Annotated in this window: 21 protein-coding genes; 10 read left to right on the forward strand and 11 right to left on the reverse strand. The window is 70.0% G+C overall.

Features of this window, described 5'->3' with window-relative positions; translation table 11 throughout:
• Positions 1-6: 6 nt before the first annotated feature.
• The 8 genes from ADK57_RS18465 to ADK57_RS18500 all read right to left on the reverse strand — a co-directional run bounded on the left by ADK57_RS18465 (position 7) and on the right by ADK57_RS18500 (position 10748).
• Positions 7-1248 carry a DNA cytosine methyltransferase gene (locus ADK57_RS18465; RefSeq protein WP_234390285.1) on the reverse strand — a complete coding sequence of 414 codons (1242 nt, stop codon included), beginning with the start codon at positions 1246-1248 and terminating at the stop codon, positions 7-9.
• Positions 1249-1345: 97 nt separating this feature from the next.
• Positions 1346-2317, reverse strand: a complete 972-nt coding sequence (locus ADK57_RS18470) for a DNA cytosine methyltransferase (RefSeq protein ID WP_053750575.1) — start codon at positions 2315-2317, stop codon at positions 1346-1348.
• On the reverse strand, positions 2317-2715 hold the full coding sequence (locus ADK57_RS18475) for a very short patch repair endonuclease (protein ID WP_053750576.1): 399 nt from the start codon (positions 2713-2715) through the stop codon (positions 2317-2319). The genes ADK57_RS18470 and ADK57_RS18475 overlap by 1 nt, the downstream gene beginning before the upstream one ends.
• Positions 2716-2769: 54 nt before the next feature.
• Positions 2770-5652, reverse strand: coding sequence for a Z1 domain-containing protein (locus tag ADK57_RS18480; protein WP_053750627.1), 2883 nt, complete (start codon positions 5650-5652; stop codon positions 2770-2772).
• Between the two features lie 120 nt (positions 5653-5772).
• A complete protein-coding gene (locus ADK57_RS18485; protein ID WP_053750628.1) occupies positions 5773-7353 on the reverse strand; it encodes an ATP-binding protein in 1581 nt (526 codons plus the stop codon).
• A gap of 181 nt (positions 7354-7534) precedes the next feature.
• Entirely contained in the window at positions 7535-8554 is a 1020-nt protein-coding gene (locus ADK57_RS18490; protein ID WP_053750577.1) for an SEC-C domain-containing protein, read from the reverse strand.
• 240 nt (positions 8555-8794) lie between these two features.
• Positions 8795-9178 (reverse strand): hypothetical protein, encoded by a 384-nt coding sequence (locus tag ADK57_RS51295; RefSeq protein WP_234390287.1) that lies wholly within the window; start codon positions 9176-9178, stop codon positions 8795-8797.
• Positions 9179-9275: 97 nt separating this feature from the next.
• Positions 9276-10748: a beta-1,6-galactanase gene (locus ADK57_RS18500; RefSeq protein WP_053750578.1), complete on the reverse strand. Its 1473-nt coding sequence runs from the start codon at positions 10746-10748 to the stop codon at positions 9276-9278.
• Between the two features lie 339 nt (positions 10749-11087).
• Here ADK57_RS18500 and ADK57_RS18505 point away from each other — a divergent pair, with 339 nt between their 5' ends.
• The 4 genes from ADK57_RS18505 to ADK57_RS18520 all read left to right on the forward strand — a co-directional run bounded on the left by ADK57_RS18505 (position 11088) and on the right by ADK57_RS18520 (position 14284).
• Positions 11088-11891 (forward strand): class E sortase, encoded by an 804-nt coding sequence (locus ADK57_RS18505; RefSeq protein ID WP_053750579.1) that lies wholly within the window; start codon positions 11088-11090, stop codon positions 11889-11891.
• A gap of 249 nt (positions 11892-12140) precedes the next feature.
• Complete coding sequence (locus ADK57_RS18510) at positions 12141-12452, forward strand: DUF6412 domain-containing protein (RefSeq protein WP_053750630.1); 312 nt, start codon at positions 12141-12143, stop codon at positions 12450-12452.
• Between the two features lie 88 nt (positions 12453-12540).
• Positions 12541-13254, forward strand: coding sequence for a YidC/Oxa1 family membrane protein insertase (locus ADK57_RS18515; RefSeq protein WP_053750580.1), 714 nt, complete (start codon positions 12541-12543; stop codon positions 13252-13254).
• Positions 13255-13426: 172 nt separating this feature from the next.
• Positions 13427-14284 (forward strand): fumarylacetoacetate hydrolase family protein, encoded by an 858-nt coding sequence (locus ADK57_RS18520; protein ID WP_053750631.1) that lies wholly within the window; start codon positions 13427-13429, stop codon positions 14282-14284.
• A 97-nt stretch (positions 14285-14381) separates the two neighbouring features.
• Here ADK57_RS18520 and ADK57_RS18525 read toward each other — a convergent pair whose 3' ends face one another.
• From ADK57_RS18525 to ADK57_RS18535, 3 genes are all read right to left on the reverse strand, one after another.
• Positions 14382-15248: an LLM class F420-dependent oxidoreductase gene (locus ADK57_RS18525; RefSeq protein WP_053750581.1), complete on the reverse strand. Its 867-nt coding sequence runs from the start codon at positions 15246-15248 to the stop codon at positions 14382-14384.
• A gap of 95 nt (positions 15249-15343) precedes the next feature.
• Positions 15344-15871 (reverse strand): heme-degrading domain-containing protein, encoded by a 528-nt coding sequence (locus ADK57_RS18530; protein ID WP_053750582.1) that lies wholly within the window; start codon positions 15869-15871, stop codon positions 15344-15346.
• The gene (locus ADK57_RS18535; protein ID WP_053750583.1) at positions 15868-16968 is read right to left on the reverse strand and encodes a Gfo/Idh/MocA family oxidoreductase; all 1101 of its coding nucleotides are present in this window, start codon (positions 16966-16968) and stop codon (positions 15868-15870) included. Before ADK57_RS18535 ends, ADK57_RS18530 begins: the two co-directional genes overlap by 4 nt.
• A 56-nt stretch (positions 16969-17024) precedes the next feature.
• Between ADK57_RS18535 and ADK57_RS18540 the strand changes: the two genes are divergently transcribed.
• The 6 genes from ADK57_RS18540 to ADK57_RS18565 all read left to right on the forward strand — a co-directional run bounded on the left by ADK57_RS18540 (position 17025) and on the right by ADK57_RS18565 (position 23205).
• Positions 17025-18182 carry an ROK family transcriptional regulator gene (locus ADK57_RS18540; RefSeq protein ID WP_053750584.1) on the forward strand — a complete coding sequence of 386 codons (1158 nt, stop codon included), beginning with the start codon at positions 17025-17027 and terminating at the stop codon, positions 18180-18182.
• A 460-nt stretch (positions 18183-18642) separates the two neighbouring features.
• The gene (locus ADK57_RS18545) at positions 18643-19404 is read left to right on the forward strand and encodes a hypothetical protein (protein WP_234390291.1); all 762 of its coding nucleotides are present in this window, start codon (positions 18643-18645) and stop codon (positions 19402-19404) included.
• A 118-nt stretch (positions 19405-19522) separates the two neighbouring features.
• Positions 19523-20302 (forward strand): HAD-IIA family hydrolase, encoded by a 780-nt coding sequence (locus ADK57_RS18550; RefSeq protein WP_053750586.1) that lies wholly within the window; start codon positions 19523-19525, stop codon positions 20300-20302.
• Between the two features lie 103 nt (positions 20303-20405).
• Complete coding sequence (locus tag ADK57_RS18555; RefSeq protein ID WP_053750587.1) at positions 20406-20966, forward strand: hypothetical protein; 561 nt, start codon at positions 20406-20408, stop codon at positions 20964-20966.
• 6 nt (positions 20967-20972) lie between these two features.
• Positions 20973-21638 carry a class F sortase gene (locus ADK57_RS18560; protein ID WP_053750588.1) on the forward strand — a complete coding sequence of 222 codons (666 nt, stop codon included), beginning with the start codon at positions 20973-20975 and terminating at the stop codon, positions 21636-21638.
• 541 nt (positions 21639-22179) lie between these two features.
• Positions 22180-23205 (forward strand): glycoside hydrolase family 6 protein, encoded by a 1026-nt coding sequence (locus tag ADK57_RS18565; RefSeq protein WP_053750589.1) that lies wholly within the window; start codon positions 22180-22182, stop codon positions 23203-23205.
• Positions 23206-23231: the final 26 nt, after the last annotated feature.

The following is a 23231-nucleotide window of genomic DNA, read 5'->3' on the forward strand; positions in this document are numbered from 1 at the left end:
TTCGACCTACAGGTGGGGAGGGCTCCAGGATTTCAAAGCCTCGATGGCTTGCTCCTTGCGGCTCTCGTCCAGTTCCAGTGCCGTGCACAGGACGTGCACGGCCAGGAGCGGCGGGATCGCATTGCCGATCTGCTGCGCGACGTCGGTGCCTCGCCAGGGGTACTCGACCGGAAAGGTCTGCAGCAGTCCGGCCTCGCGGAACGTGAAACGGTCCTGTTCCGGCCCCAGTTCAGGCTCACCGTCCGCGTTGTAGCCCTTGAGGTCATGCACCGTGTTACGGCGCACCTTGCCGGTGACCGTGGCCGCCGGCGCATCGGAGACGCGAAGTCCCCGCTTCTTGGGGTCACCCCCCGACCCGTAGTTGGAGCGGACGACGAAGTCCGCGGAGCGTGAGTCCTTCAGAGCGTCGCCCATAGAGACCCATGGCTTCACTGACTGGGTGGCCTGGGCGTCGAAAAGCGAGCTCTGCTGGAGGGCAGGCGTCCGCGCCGTGGGTTCCTTCACTGTGGAGAGACGCTTAGCCCCCTTGCGATAGCGCTGATGCGTCAGCGGCGGGAACTCGACACGTCGGCCTCTGCCGCTCCCTCGGTAACGGGCGATCAGCACCGCGCGGCGACGTGTCTGTGGCACCCCGTATTCCTCGGTGTGCAGCATCTCGCAATCCGCGTCGTACCCGAGCTCGCGAAGGATCTCGCGGTACTTCTTCCATACGGGGAGGACGGTTGGGACCTGTTCCAGTACCACAACCTCGTAGGGGTCGGACTTGAGTTTCTTCTCGACGATCCACCGAAGTGGTTGGAGCACGAGCCCGGTGCGCTCGTCGGCCCATTCCAGGTCGACGGCTCTCCGCTCCACCTCCGCCCAGGCCTTCTCCAGCTTCCCGACGGTCGTGCTGTTGCCCACGAGCTGGGCCAGGTCCAGCACCTCGTCCAGGGCTTTGTGCCCCTCCCGGTTTCCCGCCACCGAGTAGGTCTGGCAGGGCGGACCTCCGGTGAGGACGCGGGCAGAGCGAACCTCGGGGTCGAGCGGGTTCACCTTCGCCACGTCGCCCACCTCGGTGGTGCGCAGACCGGCGGCGCGCCGGGTCGCGCGGGTCGATTTCTCCCACTCCACGCCGATTGCGGGTACTCCGAGCATCTCGGCTGCGATGTCCAGGCCACCCGGCCCCGCGAAGAGATCGACGATCACGGGTGGATCCTGGTTCGCGTTCATGAACGCGTCCGCGTCCGGATGAGGTGCTCGGGTCATGGGGTGCAAGTGTAGCCGGCCGGGCCTCCTGCATATGCGGGTATCAGGCGGCCGTTCGAGCGTCCGTCATTTCTGCCCTGACCAGGGAAGTCTCCGCTCACGAACGGAGGGCGTGGGCGATGGCCAGGCCGAGTGACTCGCCCACTGGCGGCGGGGAGGCGTGGCCGATCTGCCGGTAGCGGGCCGTCTTCTTTCCGCTTATCTCCCAGTCTTTCGGGAAGCTCTGCAAGAGGGCTGTCTGGTCCACCGTGAGCCGCACCATGCGGTCCTTGCCGAGTTCCGGCGCCCAGGCGAAGTCCGGTCCGGGGATCACATCGCCCAGCGAGTGAGCGTTCACCCCCATCTTCTCCCACTTCCGCTTGGTCCCGGCCGGGCCCAGGTCGGCCCCACCGCGGTTCTTCGATCCGCCGACCAGGGTCGGAGCCACGGTGGCCGCCTGGGCCGCCCATCGGTCGGCGTCTCTCCAGCCACGCGACCGCATGGAGAGCGCCAGGGCTGCGCCGACCGACACATGATTCGTCACGGTCGGGGAGGGCGACCGAAAGGCCGGGAACCACCGCTTCTTGAGCGCCACCAACACCCCCTGCTTGCGGTCCTGCGGCACTCCGAAGTCGGCGGCGTTGAGGACGAACCAGCTGAACTCGTAACCGAGATGCTCCAGTTCGGCGCGGGCGAACTCACGGAAGTCGTGGAACTTGTCCGAGTCCGCGAGTGCGGGCACGTTCTCGACGAGCATGGCCCGAGGCCTTACCGCGTGGGCGAGGTAGATGGCGGCCTTCAGCAGCCGTTCCTCCTCGCCCGACTCGGTCCGGGCTGCCGTGGCGTTGGACTTCACCCGCGGCAGTCCCGCGGACAGCAGGTCCACGTCGTAGCTCTCCGGGTGCTCGCTCGGGTCGAGATCCAGAAGGTCCCCCTGAAGCACGTTCCAGTGCGGTCGGTTGACTCGGAGAGTCCGGCAGGCATCGGCGTCCTCGTCCAGAAGCAGCGTCGGTTCGAAGCCGGCCTGCTCCAGTCCCAGGGCCAGCCCACCCGCCCCGGAACACACGTCCGCAAAAGTCAGCCCGCTCATCAAGTCGTCTCCCGTCCTCGTTGGGCCCTTCGTCGCGTCACCGCCGCTGCGACACGCAGGGCCACATCCCTCGGCGCTTCATGCTCCCAGAACCGCAGGACCTCCCACCCGGCTGCCACGAGGTGCGCAGTGGTCTCCGCGTCACGCGCCATGTTGCGGTCCAGCTTCTGTCGCCACCACTCTGCGTTCGACTTCGGCTGCGTCGCGTGTTCGGGGCAGCCGTGCCAGAAGCAGCCGTCGATGAGGACCGCGACCTTGGCCCGGGGGAACGCCACGTCGATCCGCCGCCGGGGCATGCCCGGTACGGGGTACTCCACGCGATATCGCATCCCGGCCGCGTACAGCAGCCGTCGCACGGCCAGTTCGACACCCGTGTCCTTGCTCGCCTGCCTGCTCATGCGGGCCGAGACGCCGGGAGAGGAAGGCGTCATGCTGTTCACTGTCGTCGAGCCTCACGAACGCTTGTCGTCACGGTCGATGATCGCCGCTTCCGCTCTGGTCGAGTCGATCGCACGGAACCGCACCAGGGGACGTTCGCCCTGAGCCGTCGACGGCGGGGCGACGAAGGCGAAGGCCATGACGAGGTCACGCGGATCGACCGAACCGTCGGGCATCATCCGGGGCTCGGATTCCACCACGGGATAGAGCACCAGCGCACCCCGACGCGGACGGACGTTCTGTTCGACGGTCGCGTTTCCGGTCAGTTTCGTGGTCCCCGCCAGGCGCATCGCCGCTGCGACGTGCTTGGGGTCACGGATCGCGCCGAACAGAGGCCCTCGGCGCCGCTTACGCCGGGCGAGGGAGAAGGGGCCGTGCCCCAGAATGCGCGCCCCGTTCCGGCCGGCCTGCATCGGAGCGATCACGAACCAGTCGTCGATCGTGCCCGATTCTCGCCCGGCGCCCAGCAGGAACTCCAGGTGGGGCGAGAACTGCTCCGGGGTGGACCAGCGCAGGTCGCACAGCACCGTGAGCAGGTCCTGGTGCGACACCGTGCCCACCCGCGCGTCGTACTGCGGGCTGCCGTCCACACAGAGCGAGACAGGAGCATGCGACAGAGCTCCGAGGATCGGCACCCAGCACTCCGTGTTGTGACGCAGGGCGTCGGGTTCCTCGGGGTAGGCCGTGGGCTCCTCCCATTCGCCCGGCGACCGCACCTCCACCAGCTCCGCATTGAACATCTTGTTCCGAGCCGACGGCTTCACCCACAGCAGGTGCTGGGCCACCAGTGGCGGGATCTGGGCGGGGGTGACCTGGGGGCGGCCGTCCACCAAAGGGGCGTAGCGGGCCAGCTCGACGCGGAAGAGTTCCTCGTCTCGGCAGATCGCCTCGAAAGCCTCGTACAGGTCGACCGTCTTGGCGCTGCGGCCGCGGCCGAGGGCCTCCTCGCGGCCGATGTACAGCCGCACCAGATCCCGGTACCCCGGCCGGAAGCCGAACCAGCGGCCCATCTGCATCAGGGTGTCGGCCTGCTGCGTCGTGCGGCGGTAGTACGTGATCGTCAGGCCCTCGACCGTGAAGCCACGGGACAGCTTGGTGCCGCCGACGAGGATCTTCCAGACATTCGGGGTGCGGTCGAAGTCCAGGTCGGGCTGGGTGTAGTCGCGCTCGCTCTCTCCATTGACGACTATGACCGGGGTGCCGCCCTTGTTGATGAGGCGGCGGGCCTCGGAGACGTACGGCTTGAGCTCCGCGTACGTCGTGGGAGTGGGCAGGGAGCCGTCCGCGAAAGTGTGGAAGTCCTTGTCGAAGAGGGACGCCAGGCGTGTGTGGCCCTCCGGGCCCGTGTACGCGGCGTTGTGCCACATCGTGTTGATGCGCAGGGCGAGTGCGGCGTGTTCGGCCATGCGGACCGATTCGTGCACGAGCATCGTGTGATGCCGGAACGGGCCGGAGGGGACGCCCTGGTCTGCGCGGTAGAGCTTCAGAGCGCCCGTGAGCATGAAGGCGTCCAGGGCTTCCTGGAGCCGGTCGCCCGTGGAGTCGTAGATGCCTCGGACATGCTTCTTCTCCGCCTCGCCTTCGCCGTCGTCGACGGTGTCCAGGTCATGGAAGTCCTGAACGCCCATATAGCCGGTGGGACGGGGGAGGGAGATCAGGAAGTCGCGAGGGAAGAGGTCCTCCTCATCGCCAGGGTCGATGAACACGTTGGCGAAAGGAGTCGCGGTGTAGCCGACGTACTGGGCGCGAGGCAGGAGCTTGAGGAGCTTGCTGATCTGGCCGTTGATCGCGGTGCGGGTGACCTTGCCGTCTTCCCACTTCTTCGGGTCCGTTGTGTTCACCGAAGCCTGGTCCGACTCGTCGTCGATGATCAGGGCCGGTATCTCGCCGAGGATCGGGCCTATCTTCTTGAGGTCCTTGACCAGCTTCTCCAGCACCGACTTGTTCTTCTTCACGACCATGACGCGGGCGCGGGCCGCATGCAGGTTCGCGGGGTCGTACAGGGCCCGGGTACGGTCCGGCTTCTCGAACTCCAGGGCGCTGATGCCGCGTTCCAGCGCCATGTAGTCACGGTCGCGGGAGGTCAGACGCTCGATGTCGAAAGCGCCGAGCGTGGAGGGGCGGGCACCGAACGAGACGAACTTCCCCGGCCAGTCCTCGTCGTCCTGGTAGTCGATGCCGACCAAGGCGTCCGGGTCGTTGGGGTCGGCGGCGCCCAGGATGTTCTCCTGGCCGATCAGTTCCATGTCGAGACGGCGCTGGGTCTGGCCGCGCAGCAGATTCAGGGTGCCGCCCAGGACTATGACGAGGCGGTAGCCCGCGTCGATGGCCTTGGCGGTGACGCCGGTGAAGTTGGCGGTCTTGCCGGACTGTACGTAGCCGACGACGAGTCCGCGCGCGCCGTAGGGGTCGTCGCGGGTGGGGTCGGCAAGTCGCTCCACGACGGCGTGGGCGGCCTCGTCCAGGCCGGAGACCGCCGCGTCGCTCCAGCCCTTGTGGCGCAGCAGTCGCTCGTACGACGCCCAGTAGAAGGAGCGGTTCGCCGCATGCTCCCTGGTGTACCAGGGCTGGAACTCGCGGCTGATGGTGACAGGACCCTGTTCTCTGTGGACGGGGACGGCCGCGTCGAGCGCCTTGCGCAGGTCCGCCCCGAGCGCAAGCCTCTCGTAGACCTCGGCCCGGCGTTCCGGCGTACGCGGCGCGGTGGCCGACCAGGCGGGGGACTGTTCGAAGTCCCATGCGGTGAGCTTGCGGCGCCAGAGGGCGAGCAGCTCGTCGCCGGGGCCCGCGGTCAGGATCCGGTCGCGGAAGCTGGAGATGTCCCTGTCGGCCGGTTCGTCGGCGTCGGCGAGGACGAAGGCCAGTTTGGCGAAGTGCTTGGGGCCGCGCCGGCTCATCGCGTCGAGGACCTCGCCGTGGAGATCGACGAGGTGGTCGGCAGCGGGCGTGTTCTCTGCGGTCACGGCGGCTGGGTGGCCTCTCTGGCGTACGGGAAGATGCGGGGGGAGACGAGTGGGCTAACCCTCGGAGCGGGCGAGTTCGGCCCGTACCGCGGTGACGAGCACGCTGTTCCACAGGGCGACCTTGTCGGTCTGGTTGGCCCAGACCCGCTCCTTCTGGAAGATCTCGTTGAGCATCAGATAGAGAAGGCCTTTGAGGACCGGAGCGTCGTTGGAGCCCCCGCGTCGGCCGCCGTTGAAGGCGTGCCGGTAGTCCTTGTTGAGGACGACCAGGCGTTCCTTGTGGTCGATCGTGAAGAGCAGTTCGGCAGAGTCGACGCCGGGCGGCACGTCGAGCTTGGCCCAGATGAAGGTGATGGGGTCATCGCCCTCCAACTGCGGCAGTTCGTCCCGCAGCATCCGCTTCAGCTTCGGATCGATGCCCTTGCCGGGCGGGATGACGGCCATGCGCTTGACCTCGGTACGCCGCTTGGCGGCTTCGCGGTAGGTCGCCTCGGCCTCGTGGACGTACTCGGCGAAGGAATGGCCGGTCGTCTGGTCGGCCGCCCTCTCAAGCCCTCGGGCGAACGCCGGTGTGACCTGGACGCCGTCCTTCTTGACGGTCAGGGCGAACACGTCGTTGGGCTCGGGCGGCAGGTCCACGGCGATCCGGGCGAGGGCGAGGTGGCCCTCCGGGCTGCGCGTGTCGTTCCAGCCACCGGCTTGAACGAGTCGGTCGTTGCGGTAGAGGTAGAAGCCCTGGCGCTCGGCGAGCGGACCGATGCCTCGGTAGGCGACGAGCGGCGATTTGGGCGGCCATATGTGCGCGGTGAGCGCGACATCGCCGACGCCCTCGACGGGCGCGACGTACGTACGGGGAAAACCGGCGCGGCCCGGAACGCGGTAGCCGAAGGGGTCGATGGGCTCCACGCCCCGGTGGTCCAGCTCCTCCTGGGTGTGGACGTCCTCGACGACGATGTCGACGTGGAAGCCGTCGCGGGCGAGGAAGCGGTGGAGATAGAGACCGAGGTGGGTCTCGAGCCGTTCGATCGCGTCATTCAGGTAGCGGTCGGTCTGCCCGGCTGTGATGGTCTCGAACGCGCGGACCTGGTCCCAGCGCACGATCGTGCCGTGCCAGCCGATGACGCCGTCGTAACGGTCGACCAGGTTTTGGCAGTACGTCGCATCGACGATGTCGCAGGTGAAGTCGGCCTGCGCGCGGGCGGTGAGCCAGCGGCGGCCGGTCGACGGGCTGCGCTTGGTCCGGCTGATCACGGTGAGCGCATCGGCGTGCGAGAGCGAGGCGGCCTTCAGGCCGGCGCCGAAGTACCCGAGGGAGCCGGTGGCGTACCTCTCGCGCCCGCCGACGGTCATTGCGGTGTCCAGGCTCGCATCGTCCATGCCATGACCGTCGTCGATGACGAGCAGGCCGACGAGACGGTCTCGGCTGCCGCGCTCACCGGTGTCCCGCAGGAAGCTCACGACGACGTTGTGGGCTCCTGCGTCGATCGAGTTGTCGATCAGGTCGGCAATGGCCGCCTCGAAGCCGTAGCCCTGGTGCGCAAGCGATTCGAACGACCTGGCCGCCGGCGGGAGCCGCTTGCTTCCGCTGGTGGGTACGTCGAACTGCCAGTCCGAAGAAGGCTGGTAGGGCGGCATGCAGGTGTCCCTCGTGGGCCGGGACATGCCCGAGATGCGCGCGGGCATGCCAGTTCAGCTGGTCGCATGTGACGTTAGCGCGTGCAAGTTGTGGAGGAATAGTGGGAACGGAAGGAATGGGAACTTCCATTCCGCAACGCGCTTCAGGGAGCGAACCCGACGAGGCGGGACGCCGCCGACGTCAGGCGTTCGGGGCTCCGTGGCATGTCGCGTACGTGCTGCCCGACCCACACCAGCAAACCGCCCCCCGCTGCGGCGGCCAAGCCACCGCCCGCCCCCGCGCCGCCAACGTCGTCGCGTACTGCGGCAGCAGCGCCACATCCCCCGGCGATGTCCCCTCCGACGCCGCGAACGCCTCGTACGACGGGACGGTCCCGGTCACGATGCCCAGGTTCGGCGTGCCGGACGACGCCAGTTCGCGCAGTGAGGCCTCTATCGTCGCGAGGTGCTCCTCGTGGGACGGGTACTCCGCCTCCAGCGACGGGTAGGCGGACAGCAGTTCCGTCAGCTCGTCCGCCGGCCAGTGCAGTACCGCCACCGGGAACGGGCGGGACAGGGCCTCGCGGTAGGTGCCGAGCTCTGCTCGCAGCCGTGAGATCTCCGCCTCCAGCTCCGCCGGGTTGTCCGAGCCCAGGGACCAGACGCGCTTGGGGTCGTGGAGTTCGTCCAGGGAGACGGGGGAGGAGTGCAGGGTGTCCGCCAGTACGTCCCAGTCGTCGTGGCCGACGCCCAGCATGCGGCGGACCCGGTGGCGGCCGAACAGGAGAGGATGCGTCGAGTACGGGGGCTGCGCGTCCTCCGGGAGGAGCAGCCGTACCCCCTCCGTGAACGTCTCCTGCGCCGCCTCCAGCTCGTCGTGCGCCTCCAGGGCCTCGGCCACGATCACCCACGGGGCCGCGTCGCGCGGGGAAGCCGCCCGGACGCCCTCGATGATCGCCCTGGCCTCGGCCTCGTGGCCGTACTCCCAGAGGTTCGAGGCTTTCAGGGCTCGTACGAGAAAGGGATTCTCCAAGCCCTCCGGTGACGCCAGGAGGCGGTCGTAGAGCGTGCTCGCGGCGGGGCGGTCGCCGGCGAGTTCCAGGTGGGCCGCGGCCTGCAGGAGCAGGGCTTCGGCGTCCTCGGGATACAGGCCGGCGGTCCGCTCGAGGCGGGCGGCTTCGGCGGTGTGGTCGACGTTTTCGGCGGGCGTGTCGGGGCGCATGAATGACACCGTACTGCCGGGCCGCGACAAAGGGAGAGGTATCCCCAGGCCAGCGAGCGGATCGGCGGTTCGGCGGAGGGGCTTCCGGTGCCTTCCGACACCTTCGACGCCTTCGACGCCTTCCCATGCCTTCCGACACCTTCTGGTGCCTTCTACGCTTTCCGGCTCGTTCCCCGTACGTCTCGTACGTCTCGCACGTCTCGCACGTCTCGCACGTCCGCCGGAGCGGGGAGCGGCCGATCAGCGGGTCAGTGCGAACGCGGCGAACAACATGACGACCGTGATGACGACGCAGAACGTGAGGTGGGAGCGCGGGTAGTCGTACGTCTCGTGGGTCTCGCCGGCGTTGATCTCGGTGCTCCACCTCCTCAGCAGCTTGCGGCTCGGGAACATCCCGACAGTGAGGCCGATGAGGGCGAACGCGTACCCGACGAGCATGGCGGCCAGGGAGAAGCCCTGTGCCTGGCCGACGGCGATCATGCCGGCCAGGCACAGAACCCAGATGAAGGGGTACACGTTCCAGAATCTCTGGACGGGGACCCAGCTCGCCATGGCGGAGCAGTGGACGACGGTGGCTGTGGCTGCCATCAGCCACAGCCACTCGGTGGCAACGGACGTGAGCACGGGCGGGGTGTCCTTCCCGGGGGTGCCGGAGTACCGGAAGCCCCGGAAGCCCTGGGGGTCCCGGGGCCCCGGGACCCCGGAGGTGTGAACGTCCGTTCTAGATCGTCACCCCGTCGATCTGCAACGTCTGCACGGCCTTCGCCGCGAAGGGAACGGCCACGGTCTTCCCGCTCAGGAACGTGTTCGAGTACGCCGTGTACTTGTCCCCGCCCGTCGTGACCGTGTTCCAGCGCGGGACCAGGCCGCCCGAGCCGCCGGTCACCGTGGTGAAGCGGGAGAGGTCGAAGGTGAGGGTCTGGGCTGACGTGGACGTGTTCACGGCCACGATCACCAGACGCTTCGCGCTCGCGTCGTAGGCCGCCGCCGCGTAGCTGACTCCCGTGTCGAGGATCCGCATTCCCGGGCGGATGTGGCGGCTGAACTGCGCCATGACGTAGTACTTCGTCTGGACCGTCGTCGGCTGGAGTGTGCTCTGGTCGTACGCGATCATCGCCCAGCCCGTCGACGGGTCCATGACCTGCCAGTAGACCCAGGCGGTGGGGTGGAGCCAGCGGAAGTCGTAGCAGAGGTTCGACGCCATGGTGAGGCCCGTGCCGTCGCTGTCGCCCGTTTCCGAGTTCCAGAGCTTCTTGCCGGATGTCGTGACCACGTCCGTGTACAGCAGGTCCCTGCGGCCGCCTGAGCCCTGGTAGCCGTGCACGTTGACCTGGTTGACCAGGGCCTTCGTGGAGGAGTTGAAGGAGGCCCAGGTGGAGCGGGCGGTGTCGTAGTTCGTCTCGTCGGAGGCGGAGACGCGCAGGCCGGTGAGGCCGCGCTTGTCCAACTCACTGCGCATGTAGGGGAGTACGGCCGCCTGGACCGCGGGGTCCATGTGGCAGCCCTCTTGCGTTCCGGTGGAGGTCCACCAGGACGAGGCCGGCTCGTTGAAGGGGTCGACGGTCGAGAAGTTCACGCCCCAGTTGTTCTTGGCGTAGAGGGCGGTCGCGGCCAGGTGGGAGGCGTGCTGGCGGTAGTTCCAGGACTGGAGGTTGTTGCCGCCGCCGGAGGCGCCCGAGGGGTTGTGGTTCAGGCACATCCACCACATCGGGGAGTTGGCGAAGAGCTCGCTGACCGCGCCCCGCTGTGTCGCCTTCACCAGCATCGCCCGCTGGTTGGCGTCCGCCGTCCAGTCCCACGCCGAGGAGGTCGGGTCCTCGTTGTTCCAATCCTGCCAGAAGCCCTCGATCTGCTTGAAGGCCGGGATGTTCGGGGACTCGACCATCGTCGTGCCGCCCACGCTGTTCCAGCTGCACGCGCCCAGGTTGTAGCGGGCGATGTTCAGGCCGAGGCCGGGGAGTGTCGTCCCGTTGTACGACACCGACTTGGTGGTGAAGAAGGCGTCGGCGAAGTCGTCCCGCGCGCCGAACACGTTGGCCCACCAGGCCAGGGAGGTGCCCCAGCCCTCCCAAGTGCCGTACGAGGTGCCGGGGTTAACGGCGATCGTGGCGTCCGCGCGTGCGGTGCCCGTCGCCAGGGCGCTGCCGAGGAGCGTCCCGCCCGCGGCTGTGAGCAGTGTTCTACGTCGGATCATGGCTTCTCCGATTCAATCGACGGCCGGTCCCTGAACCGGTGTCGTGGCCAGTCCCGTTTATGCCACGAGGAAGCATCGGGTGTGGCGTGTGGGGTTGTCGAGGGTTGCGACAGCCCTTTTCCAAACCGATGGAGGAAGGTGTGCGAGGGGCCGAACAAGCCGTTGACCAAGCGGCATGAAGACGGGACGCGGAGACGGGTGGACGGGTGGGCGCGCGGACGTGGAGACGGGTGGACGCGCGGACGGGGCGAAGGGTGGACGCGCGGACGGGCGAAGGGTCTGGTGACTTGAAGCACCGCCCTTTATCGTGCGGGCGGCCCGGGAGGAGGCGGTGTGCGGATGCGCGTTCCCGTCGTACGGCACAGCTCCCTGCGGCGCCGTGCCCTCCGGCGGCGCCTGCTGTGGACCGGCGGGGAGACCCTCGTCAGCGTCGGCGTCGTACTCCTGCTCCTCGTCGTCCATCAGCTGTGGTGGACCAACCGGGAGGCCAGGGAGGGGGCCGAGCGGGAGGTACGGGCCCTGGAGCGGGAGTGGGACGGGAGCGGTGGCGGTGGCGGTGTGGGTGGAGGTGGGGGCGGTACAGGAGCCGCCGATTCACCGACGGCCGTCGATCGCGGTACGTCCGCCGAGTCCGGTACGACCGTCCCGTCCGCCTCGCCGGAGAGGTCTTCCGGCTCCCCGCGCCCCGACTGGTCCCGCGCCTACGCCATCCTCACCATCCCCCGCCTCCACCTCCGCGTCCCCGTCGCCGAAGGCATCAGCAAGGGCAGGGTCCTCAACAAGGGATACGTCGGCCACTACCCCGGCACCGGGCAGCCCGGCCGGGCCGGGAACTTCGCGCTCGCCGGGCACCGCAACACCCACGGCGAGCCTTTCCGGTACATCAACCGGCTGCGGCCGAAGGACACCGTCCAGGTGGAGACCAGGAGCGCGGTCTACACGTACGCCGTCGACGCCACCCTTCCGCAGACCTCGGCCGGTGACGGCGGCGTGATCCGGCCCGTCCCGCGTTCCACCGTCCACCCCGCCCACGGCTACACCGACCCCGGGTACTACCTCACCCTCACCACCTGCACTCCGGAGTACACCTCCAAGTACCGGCTGGTGGTCTGGGGCCGGCTCATCTCGATGAGGCCCCGCTAGGCGCAGGGGCAAAGCCCTCGTGGCAAAGACTCACGCCCGCTCGCGAGCTACCCCCACGGGTGCTGCTCAAGCCGAAGCGGCTGTTGCAGCCGATCGAGACCGATCAGGGACGGCTGACCGAGACCGATCAGGTACGGCCGATCGAGACCGATCAGGTATAACCGAGGGCAGGACAAGCAGCCGTACGAGATGCGCGAGACGTTCGCGGCGTCCCGGACGATCAAGTGGAATCGAGAGGAGGGGCCGAGCATGATCCGTAGTCTGGCGAAACTACGCCCCGCCGTCCTCCTGCTGATCCTCTTCCTCGACGTCGTGCTGCTCGACGCCGGCAGCCTCTCCGCCACCGTCGCGCTCGCCGCGACCGCCGCGGCCGGCTCCGCTTTCGCCGCCTGCTCGCTCGTCGCCTCGCGCTCCGCGCTCGCCGTGCCGCCCACCCGGGTGCGTACGGCCATCCGCGACCGCGACCGCCGTACGGCGTTCCTGCCCCAACGCGACCCCGACGCGAAGGGGCGCACACGGCCCCGAGCGCCGGGTCACGCCCTCCCGACGACCGCCGCGTAGGGCACCCTCCTTCACGAGTCCGACCCCGCGCGGGTCGTCATGCCGTCCTCATCACCCCGGCACGACGAGACCCACGGAGGGCTCACCCATGTCCGTTTTCGCCGATCTGGTCCGGCACCTGGCCGACCTGCTCCAGCCGCTGTTCGGAGCCACCGCGGCCGCCGCCGCGATCGTCCTGTTCACCGCGTTCGTACGACTCCTCGTGCATCCCCTGTCCAGGGCCGCCGCGCGCGGACAGAAGGCCCGGGTCGCGCTCCAGCCGAAGGTCGCGGAGCTCAGGAAGAAGCACGCGAAGAACCCCGAGAAGCTCCAGAAGGCCGTGATGGAGCTGCACGCCGAGGAGAAGGTGTCGCCGCTGTCGGGCTGTATGCCGAGCCTGTTCCAGCTGCCCGCGTTCTTCCTCCTCTACCACCTGTTCTCGAACACGGAGATCGGCGGAAAGGCGAACGAACTCCTTTCCCACCAGCTGTTCGCCGCACCCCTCGGCGACCGCTGGGCGGACGCGCTCGGCGACGGCGGGCTGTTCGGGGCCGCCGGCCTCGTGTACGTCACGCTGTTCGTGTTCGTCGCCGTGGTGGCCGCCTTCAACTTCCGCCGTACGAAGCGCATGATGGCCGCGAATCCGGCGATGCCGGTCGGGGACGGGGGGCCGGTGCCCGGGGCGGGCGCGATGACCAAGGTCATGCCGTTCATGTCCTTCTTCACGCTCTTCACCGTGGCGGTGGTGCCGCTGGCCGCCGCCCTGTACGTGGTGACCAGCACGACGTGGAGCGCGGTGGAGCGGGCGGTGCTCTACCGCTGAGTCCCGGGGGCTCCCGGTCGGTTCCCGGCCGGGCACCGACCGGTTCCCGGTCGGCTCCAGGTCCAGTCCGTGAACCGGGTATTGCGGACCGGACGCCGAGCTTGGAGGATCGGCCAGTCATCCGATGGCTGCACCCGTCGGGCGGCGACCGCGATCGAGGGAGACTGTGATCATGAAGCTGCTGCGAGTCGGTACGGCGGGATCGGAGCGGCCCGCGCTGCTCGACGCCGAGGGGACCCTGCGGGACCTGTCCGGCGTCGTGCCGGACATCGACGGACCGCTGCTCGCCGACGACGCGGCGCTCGGCCGGATCCGCGCCGCCGTCGACGCGGGTTCGCTGCCCGCGCTGGATGCCGCCGGGCTGCGTGTCGGGCCGCCCCTCGCACGGATCGGCAAGATCGTGTGCATCGGGCTGAACTATCACGACCACGCACGGGAGACGGGGGCCGAGCCGCCCTCCGAGCCGGTGATCTTCTTCAAGGCCGCGGACACGGTGGTGGGGCCTTACGACACGGTGCTGGTCCCTCGCGGCTCCGTGAAGACCGACTGGGAGGTCGAGCTGGCGGTCGTCATCGGACGTACGGCTCGGTATGCGGAGTCCGTGGAGGAGGCGCTCGGATGCGTCGCCGGATATGCCGTGGCACACGACGTGTCCGAGCGGGAGTTCCAGATCGAGCGGGGCGGGACCTGGGACAAGGGGAAGAACTGCGAGACGTTCAACCCGCTGGGGCCCTGGCTGGTGACGGCGGACGAGGTGCCCGATCCGCAGGATCTGTCGCTGAAGCTGTGGGTCAACGGGGAGTTGAAGCAGGACGGGACGACCGCTGAGCAGATCTTCCCCGTGGGTGAAGTCGTGCGGTACGTCAGCCAGTTCATGACCTTGTATCCCGGTGACGTCATCAACACGGGTACGCCTGCGGGTGTCGCGCTGGGGGAGCCCGAGCCGAAGCCGTTCCTTCGGGCCGGGGATGTGGTGGAGCTGGAGATCGAGGGGCTCGGTCGGCAACGGCAGGAGTTCAAGGACGCGTGAACGCTCCGCCGGGAGGGCCGGGGACTGCGGTTGTTCGACGGCTGCGGGCCGTCCGTGGCTGGTCGCGCAGTTCCCCGCGCCCCTGAAGTCGGTCGGCTCACGCCAGTAGAGAAGCCAGCGTTCGCCATGCCTGCCTCGGCAGCGCGTCCCGCGACTCGCCGTCCACCACCTGCAACGCCACATGGTCCGCGCCCGCCTCGAAGAACGTGTCGACGCGGGCGCGGATCGTCGTCTCGTCGCCCCAGGCGAACAGCGCGTCGACCAGGCGGTCGCTGCCGCCGTTCGTGAGGTCGTCCTCGGTGAAGCCGTGGCGCAGGAAGTTGTTCGTGTAGTTCGGGAGGGCGAGGTACAGGGCGAGGAACTCGCGGGCCAGCGTGCGGGCGCGGGTCGGGTCCGACTCCAGGACCACCGCCAACTCGGGTGCCAGGAGCGGGGCTTCGCCGAGGATCTCGCGGGCGTGGGCGGTGTGTTCGGGGGTGACCAGGTACGGGATCGAGCCCGCCGCCCGGTCGCGCGCCAGCTCCAGTGTCTTCGGGCCCAGTGCGGCCAGGAGGCGACGGTCCGCGGGTGCGTGCGCCGCGTCCAGGGCGTCCAGGTAGGCGACCAGGGCCGAGTACGGGCGGCGGTACTGGTCCGCGAGCTTGGCGTGGCTGACCCCGAGGCCGAGCAGGAAGCGGCCGGGACGGGCCGCCTCCAGTTCGGCGAAGCTCGCCGCGCTGTCGGCGGCCTCGTGCTGCCAGATGCTCTGGATGCTGGTGCCGACGGTGAGCGTCGAGGTCGCCTCGATCAGCGGTACGGCGTTGGCGGCGGCGCTGTTGCCGCCCAGCCAGACCGCGCCGTAGCCCAGTTCCTCCAACTCGGCTGCGGTCTCGGCGACTTCGCCGCTCCGGGACGGATCCTCCGAGCGCAGGCCTACGCTCCAGATGCCGTACCGCCCGACGGATTCCTTCAAGGCGTCACTCATGGGGCGTTCCCTCCGGTCGGTCGGTGTGCTGTACAGCGGTGCCAACCGGAGGGTTCCCCGAGATCTTCCCCTCAGTGACCGGACAAGTGGCCCGGTCACTGCCCCAGGAACTGCTCCAACGCCTCTACGACGAACCGGTGGTCCTGCAGCTGCGGCAGCCCCGACACCGTCACCGCGCCGATCACGCCCGCGCCCTCCACATTGATCGGGAAGGAGCCGCCGTGGGCCGCGTACACGTCCGGATCCAGGCGGGAGGACTCCTCGAACGTCGTGCCCTTGGCGCGGAAGCGTGCACCGACCAGGTAGGACGCGGAGCCGTAGCGCTCCACGACCCGGCGCTTGCGGGCGATCCAGGCGTCGTTGTCGGGGGCGGAACCGGGCAGCGCCGCGTGGAAGAGCTGCTGGCCCGCGCGGTGGATGTCGATGGCGACGGGGGCCTGCCGCTCGCGGGCCAGGTCGACGATGAGGGAGCCCAGCGCCCACGCGTCGTCGTAGGTGAACCGGCGGAAGACCAGACGGCGTTCCTGTGCCTCCAGCTCCTCCAGGGGCGGGGTGAGCTCCGGCTGGAACTTCGGGGTGATCTCCTGGTTGTGCGACTGGTTGTGCGACTTGTTGTTCGTCACAGCGACACCGCCACTCCGTCGTGGGCCGAACGGCGCGCCGCCTCCAGTACGTCGAGGGCGGCGGCCGCCTCCAGCGCGGTCACCGGATTGGGACCGCCGTCGGCGAGGGCCCTGGCCACGGCCGCATAGTAAGCCGGGTAGTCGCCGGGAAGGGTCGGTTCGGGGCGGCCGCCGCCGGTCTGCGGGGACTCTCCCCCAGAGGGGGGACCCCCAGCGCCGACCCGGCCCCACAGGTCCTCGGGCTCCAGGCCCCAGTCGGCCCCGGGGCGCCGGCCTTCTCGCAGGGCCGCCTCCTGCGGGTCGAGGCCGTACTTCACGTAACCCGCCTTCGAGCCCAGCACCCGGAAGCGCGGGCCGAGTTGGGCGGTCGTCGCGGAGGCGTACAGATGCGACCGCACGCCGTTCGTGTGGGTGATGGCGATGAACGTGTCGTCGTCCGTCTCCGCACCAGGGCGGCGGACGTCCGACTCGGCGTACACGGAGGCGGCGGGGCCGAAGAGGACCAGCGCCTGGTCGACGACATGGCTGCCGAGGTCGTAGAGCAGACCTCCGATCTCTGCCGGGTCGCCGGACTCCCGCCAGCCGCCCTTCAGTTGCGGCCGCCAGCGCTCGAAGCGGGACTCGAAGCGGTACACGTCGCCCAGCTCGCCCTCGGCGAGCAGCTTGCGCAGGGTCAGGAAGTCGTTGTCCCAGCGGCGGTTCTGGAAGACGGACAGGAACAGGCCGCGCTCCTCGGCGAGGGCCGCCAGCTCACGCGCCTCGGCGGCCGTACCGGCGACGGGCTTGTCCACGACCACGGGCAGGCCGGCCTTCAGGGCGGCGGTGGCGAGCGGGACGTGCGTCTTGTTCGGGGACGCGACGACGACCAGGTCCAGCTCGTCGGCCCGGTCGAACAGTTCCTCCGGCGCGGCGGCCAGGCGCACGTCCGGGAACCCGGCGCGGGCCTGCTCCCGCCGCTCGGGGTTCGAGGTGACCACCGTGTCCAGGGCGAGGCCCTCGGTGGCGGCGATCAGCGGGGCGTGGAAGACGGAGCCGGCGAGGCCGTAGCCGACGAGGCCCACGCGGAGAGGGGTACCAGCAGTCTTGCGTCCAGTCATGTCCTCCACTTTCGCAACGCTGTTGCCAAAGTGCAAGCGTGGGGGACAATGGGGGTGTGAACAGGACGAACGGCAGGACGAACGGCAGGACGTACGGCAGTGGGTCAGCCAGTGGGTCCGGCGGTGCCAATCTGCTCGCGCTGCGCAGCCACAACGCCGCGCTGGTGCTCGACCTGCTGCGCACTGCGGGCTCGGACGGCATCAGCCGCCTCGAACTCGCCGAGCGGACCGGCCTGACCCCCCAGGCCGTCAGCAAGATCACCGCCCGGCTCCGGGAGGAGGGGCTGGCGGCGGAGGCCGGGCAGCGCGCGTCGACGGGCGGCAAGCCGCGCACGGTGCTGCGGCTGGTGCCGGGGGCCGGACACGCGATCGGAGTCCATCTGGACCGCGACGAACTGCGTGCGGTCCTTGTCGACCTGATCGGGACCGTGGTCGGCGAACGCCGGGCCACGCTGGACCTGGGCGCGCGTGCGGAGGTCGTGGTGGGGGCGGTGGCGCGAGAGGCCGAGTGCTTGGTGGCGGAGAGACTCGAAGCCTCTGGCACACCGCTCGCCCACGCCACCTCCCTCCTCGGCCTCGGCGTCGCCCTCCCCGGCCCTCTCGACCACGCCCGAGGCGTGCTGCACCGGGTCACCGGGTTTCCCGAGTGGGACGGGTTTCCGCTGAGGTCCGCGCTGGTACAGCGGCTCGGGGTGCCCGTCGTCGTCGACAAGGACACCAACGCGGCGGCGCTCGGGCTGGCCGTGGCGGGACACGGCGGCGGGGGTGGGTCCTTCGCCTATCTCCACCTCAGTACGGGGCTCGGCGCCGGACTCGTGATCGGCGGGGCCGTCCACCGGGGGGCGCGGACCGGCGCGGGGGAGTTCGGCCACCAGGTTCTCCAACTGGACGGGCCGCGCTGCGAGTGCGGGAACCGGGGCTGCATCGAGACCCTGTGCCTGGGCGCGGTGGCACGCGGCGAGATCGCGGAGGCGGCGCGGGTACTGGGCGAGGGCGCCGCGAACCTCGTCGCACTGCTGGACATCGACCTCGTCCTGCTCGGCGGCCGTACGGTCACCGCGACCCCGGATGCCTTCGTACGAGGGGTCGCGATCGTTCTCGACGCCCGCGCCCGGGGTGTGATGCCGGTGCCGGTGCGGATCGCCCCCGGCGGGGTCGCGGAAGGCGCGGCCCAGCTGCTGCTGGCGCCGCTGTTCGGGCGGGGCGACGGGTGACGCAGGCCCGTTTGTGCGCGCGGGTCGGGTGTGACCGAGCGGGGCGGGTCGCGCAGCCGGGCGCTGACGAGGTGCGGCACCTCTTCGGGTCGGGAGCCGCCCCAACGGCACGACTGCACGACTGCACGCGGACTGCGTGGCGCGACTGATGGCGGGTTGACCGCCCGCGGTTGGGCGAGGGCGGGCGCAGCTTGATGGGTACGGCAGCCCGCAGCCGCAGCCCGCAGCCGCAGCCGCAGCCGCAGCCCGCGTGGCGCGACTGCCCGCGGCTGGACGGCAGGCGACTTTCCGCGGTCTGTGCGGCTTGGCTGCCCGCAGGCTGCCTGCCCTGCTCGCCCGTCGCACGCACCCCCGCCAATCGGGCGGAATCCCGCCGCCATCGGTGCCCCGTCCGGCATGGCACCGTCGCCGCCCCACCCCCACCCGGCATGGTCATGTGTTCATGCGACTGCCCATGCTCATGCCCGTGCCCGCATCCGCATCCCTCTGCCTCGCAGCCGCCGCCTCCCTCGTGACCACACCGGCGCACGCCGACTCCTCCTGCGCCACCCCCGGTGACCGGGCCTTCCCGGTGACCACCCGGATCCACGGCGGCCCCGACTCCTACGAGGCCGGGGGCGGTTACGGCACCTGGTACCTGGACCTCACCAACACCACCACCCGGACCTGCACGAACATCCACCCTGTGGTCGTCCTCGCCGACGACGAGCGGTCCCTCGAGCCCTCCCAGCCCCGCCTGGAGTTCTACGACGGCACAGCGCAGGGCGGCACCCGCCCCCGCCCCGTCCGCCTAGAGCGCACCGACGCCGACGAACTCGTGGGCGTCTTCGCCGACGAGCAGGCCGGCTTCCCCGGCTTCACCGTCGGCCCCGGAAAGACCCTCACCGTGAAGGTCCGGCTCGCGGTCACCTCGGACGCGGTACCGAACGAGGTCACCGCCAACGCGGCCGTCGTGCAACGCCACGACGACGACGGCGACTGGATCGGCCAGTCCAACGACTACCGCTTCGGCATCGACACCGGACCGGCCCCGGAGCGCAGCCCGGCCTCCGAATCCACGGCACCCACCGCACCCACCCCCGACCGCTTCCCCTTCGCCGACGAAGCCGAGGAACTCGCCCGCACCGGCCGCCCCGGCTTCCCCGTGGTCGCCGCCCTCGTGGCCACGGCCCTGCTGCTCCTCACCGGCGGCGCCCTGGTGCTGGCCCGCAGACGCCGCTGAACCGGTCTTCCGCCTTCCCAGCAGAAACTGGCCATTCCCCAAGATCCGGCCACTGTTTAGGCTGGGGCGCACCCAGCACCGCGTACATGCGGCATGCGTACGGCAGGAGATCCCGCACATGGCAGACCGCAGGCCCATCGAGTCGTGGCTCACCGACATGGACGGTGTGCTCATCCACGAGGGCGTACCGATCCCCGGCGCCGACGCCTTCCTCAAGAGGCTGCGCGAGTCCGGGAAGCCCTTCCTGGTCCTCACCAACAACTCGATCTACACCCCGCGCGACCTGCACGCCCGGCTGCGGCGCATGGGTCTGGACGTGCCGGTCGAATCCATCTGGACCTCGGCCCTGGCCACCGCCCAGTTCCTGGACGACCAGCGGCCGGGCGGATCGGCGTACGTCATCGGCGAGGCGGGCCTGACCACCGCGCTGCACGACATCGGGTACATCCTCACCGACCACGAACCCGACTACGTCGTCCTCGGCGAGACCCGCACGTACTCCTTCGAGGCCATGACCAAGGCCGTACGGCTCATCGAGGCCGGCGCCCGCTTCATCGCCACCAACCCCGACGAGACCGGCCCCTCCACCGAGGGCCCCCTCCCCGCGACCGGTGCCGTCGCCGCGCTGATCACCAAGGCGACCGGCAGGCAGCCGTACTTCGCGGGCAAGCCGAACCCTCTGATGATGCGGACCGGCCTCAACGCGATCGGCGCCCACTCCGAGACCAGCGCCATGATCGGCGACCGGATGGACACCGACGTGCTGGCCGGCATGGAGGCCGGAATGCAGACGTTCCTGGTGCTCACCGGCCTGACCCGGCCCGAGCAGGTCGAGAACTTCCCGTACCGGCCGTCGAAGGTCGTGGACTCGATCGCGGATCTCGTCGACCGGGTCTGAAACCCCACCGGCCGGGAACATGACCCGTTCGGAGCAGTGCGGCCCCGCTGAGGATGCGGGGCCGCGGCCCGAGGGGGAGGCTCCAGGTATCTGGAGGTTCACGATGCGTTCCATACGTCTCACTCTCTGTACCGGCCTGATGCTCGGCACCGCCCTCACCCCCGCGGCGTACGCGGCGGACGGAGGGGGCATCGCGGTGACCCCCTCGTCCCCCGCCCCCGGTACCGACATCGCGCTGCGGGTCTCCGGCTGCACGGCCGCGACCGCCACGGCCGTCTCCGCCGCCTTCGTCGCGGAGGCCCGGCTCACCGGCGCCGACGGCACGCTCATCGGCGAGACCCGCATCCGCACCTCGCTCAGGGCGGGCTCGTACGACGTGAAGGTCACCTGCGGCGGCACCGACCGCACGGCCGCCCTGACCGTCGTGGAGAAGTCCTCGCAGTCCGGCCGGCCGACGCCTGAGCCCACCGCCCCGGCCTCCCCGGTCGCCCCCGTGCACGCGGGTGGCGGCGGCACCGCGCACCTCGCCGCCGTGAACACCGCCGAGGAGACCAGGCCCGCCGGCCCCGGTACCGGGCACGCCGTGATCGGGCTGATCCTCGCCGCGGCCGCCGCGGTGGCCGTCGTGCTCCGGAGTACCCGCCGGAGCCGCGGGACGGGCTGACCCGCCATGTCCGACCACGAACGTTCCTCCGGCTCCGGCCGTCTGCTGACCGGCGTGGCCTGGGCGGTGCTGCTGCTCGGGCTGTGGCTGTGGGGGCGCGAGGTGACCGACGTACGGCAAGGGATATCCGCGCCGACCACGGGTGACATGGCGGCGGTCGGGCGGCCGCCCGAGGTGGAGCTGCCGCCCGCACACCGGCCGCTCGGCGCGGCCGTGCCGCAGCGCGTCGACATCCCCTTCCTCGGGGTGCAGGCGCCGGTGGTGGCGCGGGGGCTCGACGGGGCGGGGGCGATCGAGCCGCCGCCGTTCGACCGGTCCGAGGTCGTGGGGTGGTACGCGGGCGGCGTCAAGCCGGGGGCGGCCGGGACCGCGCTGATGGTGGGGCACGTCGACACCGAGACCCGGCCCGCCGTCTTCTACAAGCTCAGCTCCCTCAAGCCCGGCGAGACGGTCCGGGTGCTCCGCGACGACGGCAAGCTCGCCGAGTTCACCGTGGACGACGTCCAGGTCGTCACCCGCGACGACTTCGACGCACAGCAGGCGTACGGTCCCCGCGAGTCCGGACGCGCCGAACTGCGGCTGATCACCTGCGGCGGCAGCTTCGACCGGGCGAGCCGCAGCTACACGGCCAACGTGATCGTCTCGGCGTACCTCACGGGCACGGGCCTCTAGGAGTACCCGCGGCCTGGTCCCGACGTCCCCGCACCGCGGAGGAAGTCACCGTCGGCGCGGACCTGGAGGTGAACAGTGACGTCTTCCGGGCGGCACCTGCCCGGTCGGCGACCCGCTCCCCCTGAAGCCGCCGACCGGGCTGGTCCTCAACCGCGCGCGCACGGGCTGCGGGAGTAGCCCGGCGCCGGCGCGGGAGGCTTGAGTGGCCGGGGGCTTGGGCCGTATGAGGAGACTCTAGAACGGATGAGCGCTGGGGCCCAGGGGTCGTCTGACGCCAAGTCCCGGCACGGTGGCTCTCCGTCATCCGCGCTGGTGATGCGAAGTCCGGCAGGGTGGTGAGCGGTTACTACGACGGTTCGTCGAAGGGCCTCTCCAACTCCCGGCGCACTTCGGTGTCGTCCGCGAGCCGCTCGTTGACCGCGCGCGTACCTCGACGACCGGTGCTGTAACAGCTCTCGGACAAGGCTCGGACGACCTCGTGGTCGACGCGACGGGTGTGTCAGGATTGAGACTTGGAACGGTGCACCCAAGGGGGAGTTGGATGTACGTCAGCAGGGGGGCTGGAACACGAGCTTCCGCGGCGGTGGTGCTGGGGGCGGCACTGCTGATCGCGGGGTGTTCCTCATCGGGAGACGGGGAGGACAAGGAGAACGACGGCGCCGGCGCCGGGATCACCCAACAGCCCAAGGCGACCGACCCGTTCTGGGTCAACCCGGACGGCAACGCGGCGGAGCAGGTGGCCGCCTACGAGAAGGCCGACAAGAAGTCGGACGCCGAGCAGATCCGCAAGATCGCCGAGCAGCCGACCGGTGAGTGGATCGGCGTGGAGAACCCGGAGCAGGAGGCACGCGGCTTCACCGAGGCCGCGGAGAAGGCCGACCGCACGGCCCTGTTGGTCCTCTACAACATCCCGCACCGCGACTGCGGCCAGTACTCGCAGGGAGGCGCCGCCGACGGCGACGCCTACCGGACCTGGATCGACGGCGTGGCCAAGGGCATCGGCGACCGCTCGACGACGGTGATCCTGGAGCCGGACGCCCTGCTGCACCTGGTCGACGGCTGCACGGGCGAGGAGTTCCACGAGGAGCGCTACGCCCTGCTCACCGAGGCCGTGGGCAAGCTCCAGGCCCTGAAGAACACCAAGGTCTACCTCGACGCGGGCAACGCCGGCTGGGGCCACCCCGACCAGATCTTCGAGCCCCTCCAGCGCGCGGGCATCGACCAGGCCGACGGCTTCTCCGTCAACGTCTCCAACTTCTACTCCACCAAGGACTCCATCGCCTACGGCAAGGACCTCTCCTCGAAGGTGGGCGACAAGCCCTTCGTCATCGACACCAGCCGCAACGGCAACGGCCCCTACACGGGCGGCAACCCCGACGAACGCTGGTGCAACCCGCCGGGCCGGGCACTGGGGGAGACCCCGACGACCAAGACGGCGGACCCCTTGGTGGACGCGTACGTCTGGGTCAAGCGCCCGGGAGAGTCGGACGGCGAGTGCAAGGGCGGCCCGAAGGCGGGCGAGTGGTGGGCGGACTACGCACTGAAGCTGGCCAAGGCTTCCGGATAGTCCCCGCTACGTGACTGGGGGCGCCC

Origin of the sequence: Streptomyces sp. MMG1533 (genome assembly GCF_001279775.1) — a bacterium.
GTDB lineage: Bacteria > Actinomycetota > Actinomycetes > Streptomycetales > Streptomycetaceae > Streptomyces.

Coding starts and splice junctions, on each gene's coding strand:
- ADK57_RS18470 (WP_053750575.1), bottom strand. CDS start 2,317: ATGAGCGGGCTGACTTTTGCGGACGTGTGTTCCGGGGCGGGTGGGCTG.
- ADK57_RS18535 (WP_053750583.1), bottom strand. CDS start 16,968: ATGACTGGACGCAAGACTGCTGGTACCCCTCTCCGCGTGGGCCTCGTC.
- ADK57_RS18485 (WP_053750628.1), bottom strand. CDS start 7,353: ATGCCGCCCTACCAGCCTTCTTCGGACTGGCAGTTCGACGTACCCACC.
- ADK57_RS18560 (WP_053750588.1), top strand. CDS start 20,973: ATGTCCGACCACGAACGTTCCTCCGGCTCCGGCCGTCTGCTGACCGGC.
- ADK57_RS18565 (WP_053750589.1), top strand. CDS start 22,180: ATGTACGTCAGCAGGGGGGCTGGAACACGAGCTTCCGCGGCGGTGGTG.
- ADK57_RS18520 (WP_053750631.1), top strand. CDS start 13,427: ATGAAGCTGCTGCGAGTCGGTACGGCGGGATCGGAGCGGCCCGCGCTG.
- ADK57_RS18505 (WP_053750579.1), top strand. CDS start 11,088: ATGCGCGTTCCCGTCGTACGGCACAGCTCCCTGCGGCGCCGTGCCCTC.
- ADK57_RS18465 (WP_234390285.1), bottom strand. CDS start 1,248: ATGACCCGAGCACCTCATCCGGACGCGGACGCGTTCATGAACGCGAAC.
- ADK57_RS18515 (WP_053750580.1), top strand. CDS start 12,541: ATGTCCGTTTTCGCCGATCTGGTCCGGCACCTGGCCGACCTGCTCCAG.
- ADK57_RS18555 (WP_053750587.1), top strand. CDS start 20,406: ATGCGTTCCATACGTCTCACTCTCTGTACCGGCCTGATGCTCGGCACC.
- ADK57_RS18545 (WP_234390291.1), top strand. CDS start 18,643: ATGCCCGTGCCCGCATCCGCATCCCTCTGCCTCGCAGCCGCCGCCTCC.
- ADK57_RS18500 (WP_053750578.1), bottom strand. CDS start 10,748: ATGATCCGACGTAGAACACTGCTCACAGCCGCGGGCGGGACGCTCCTC.
- ADK57_RS18480 (WP_053750627.1), bottom strand. CDS start 5,652: ATGAGCCGGCGCGGCCCCAAGCACTTCGCCAAACTGGCCTTCGTCCTC.
- ADK57_RS18475 (WP_053750576.1), bottom strand. CDS start 2,715: ATGAGCAGGCAGGCGAGCAAGGACACGGGTGTCGAACTGGCCGTGCGA.
- ADK57_RS18490 (WP_053750577.1), bottom strand. CDS start 8,554: ATGCGCCCCGACACGCCCGCCGAAAACGTCGACCACACCGCCGAAGCC.
- ADK57_RS18525 (WP_053750581.1), bottom strand. CDS start 15,248: ATGAGTGACGCCTTGAAGGAATCCGTCGGGCGGTACGGCATCTGGAGC.
- ADK57_RS18550 (WP_053750586.1), top strand. CDS start 19,523: ATGGCAGACCGCAGGCCCATCGAGTCGTGGCTCACCGACATGGACGGT.
- ADK57_RS18510 (WP_053750630.1), top strand. CDS start 12,141: ATGATCCGTAGTCTGGCGAAACTACGCCCCGCCGTCCTCCTGCTGATC.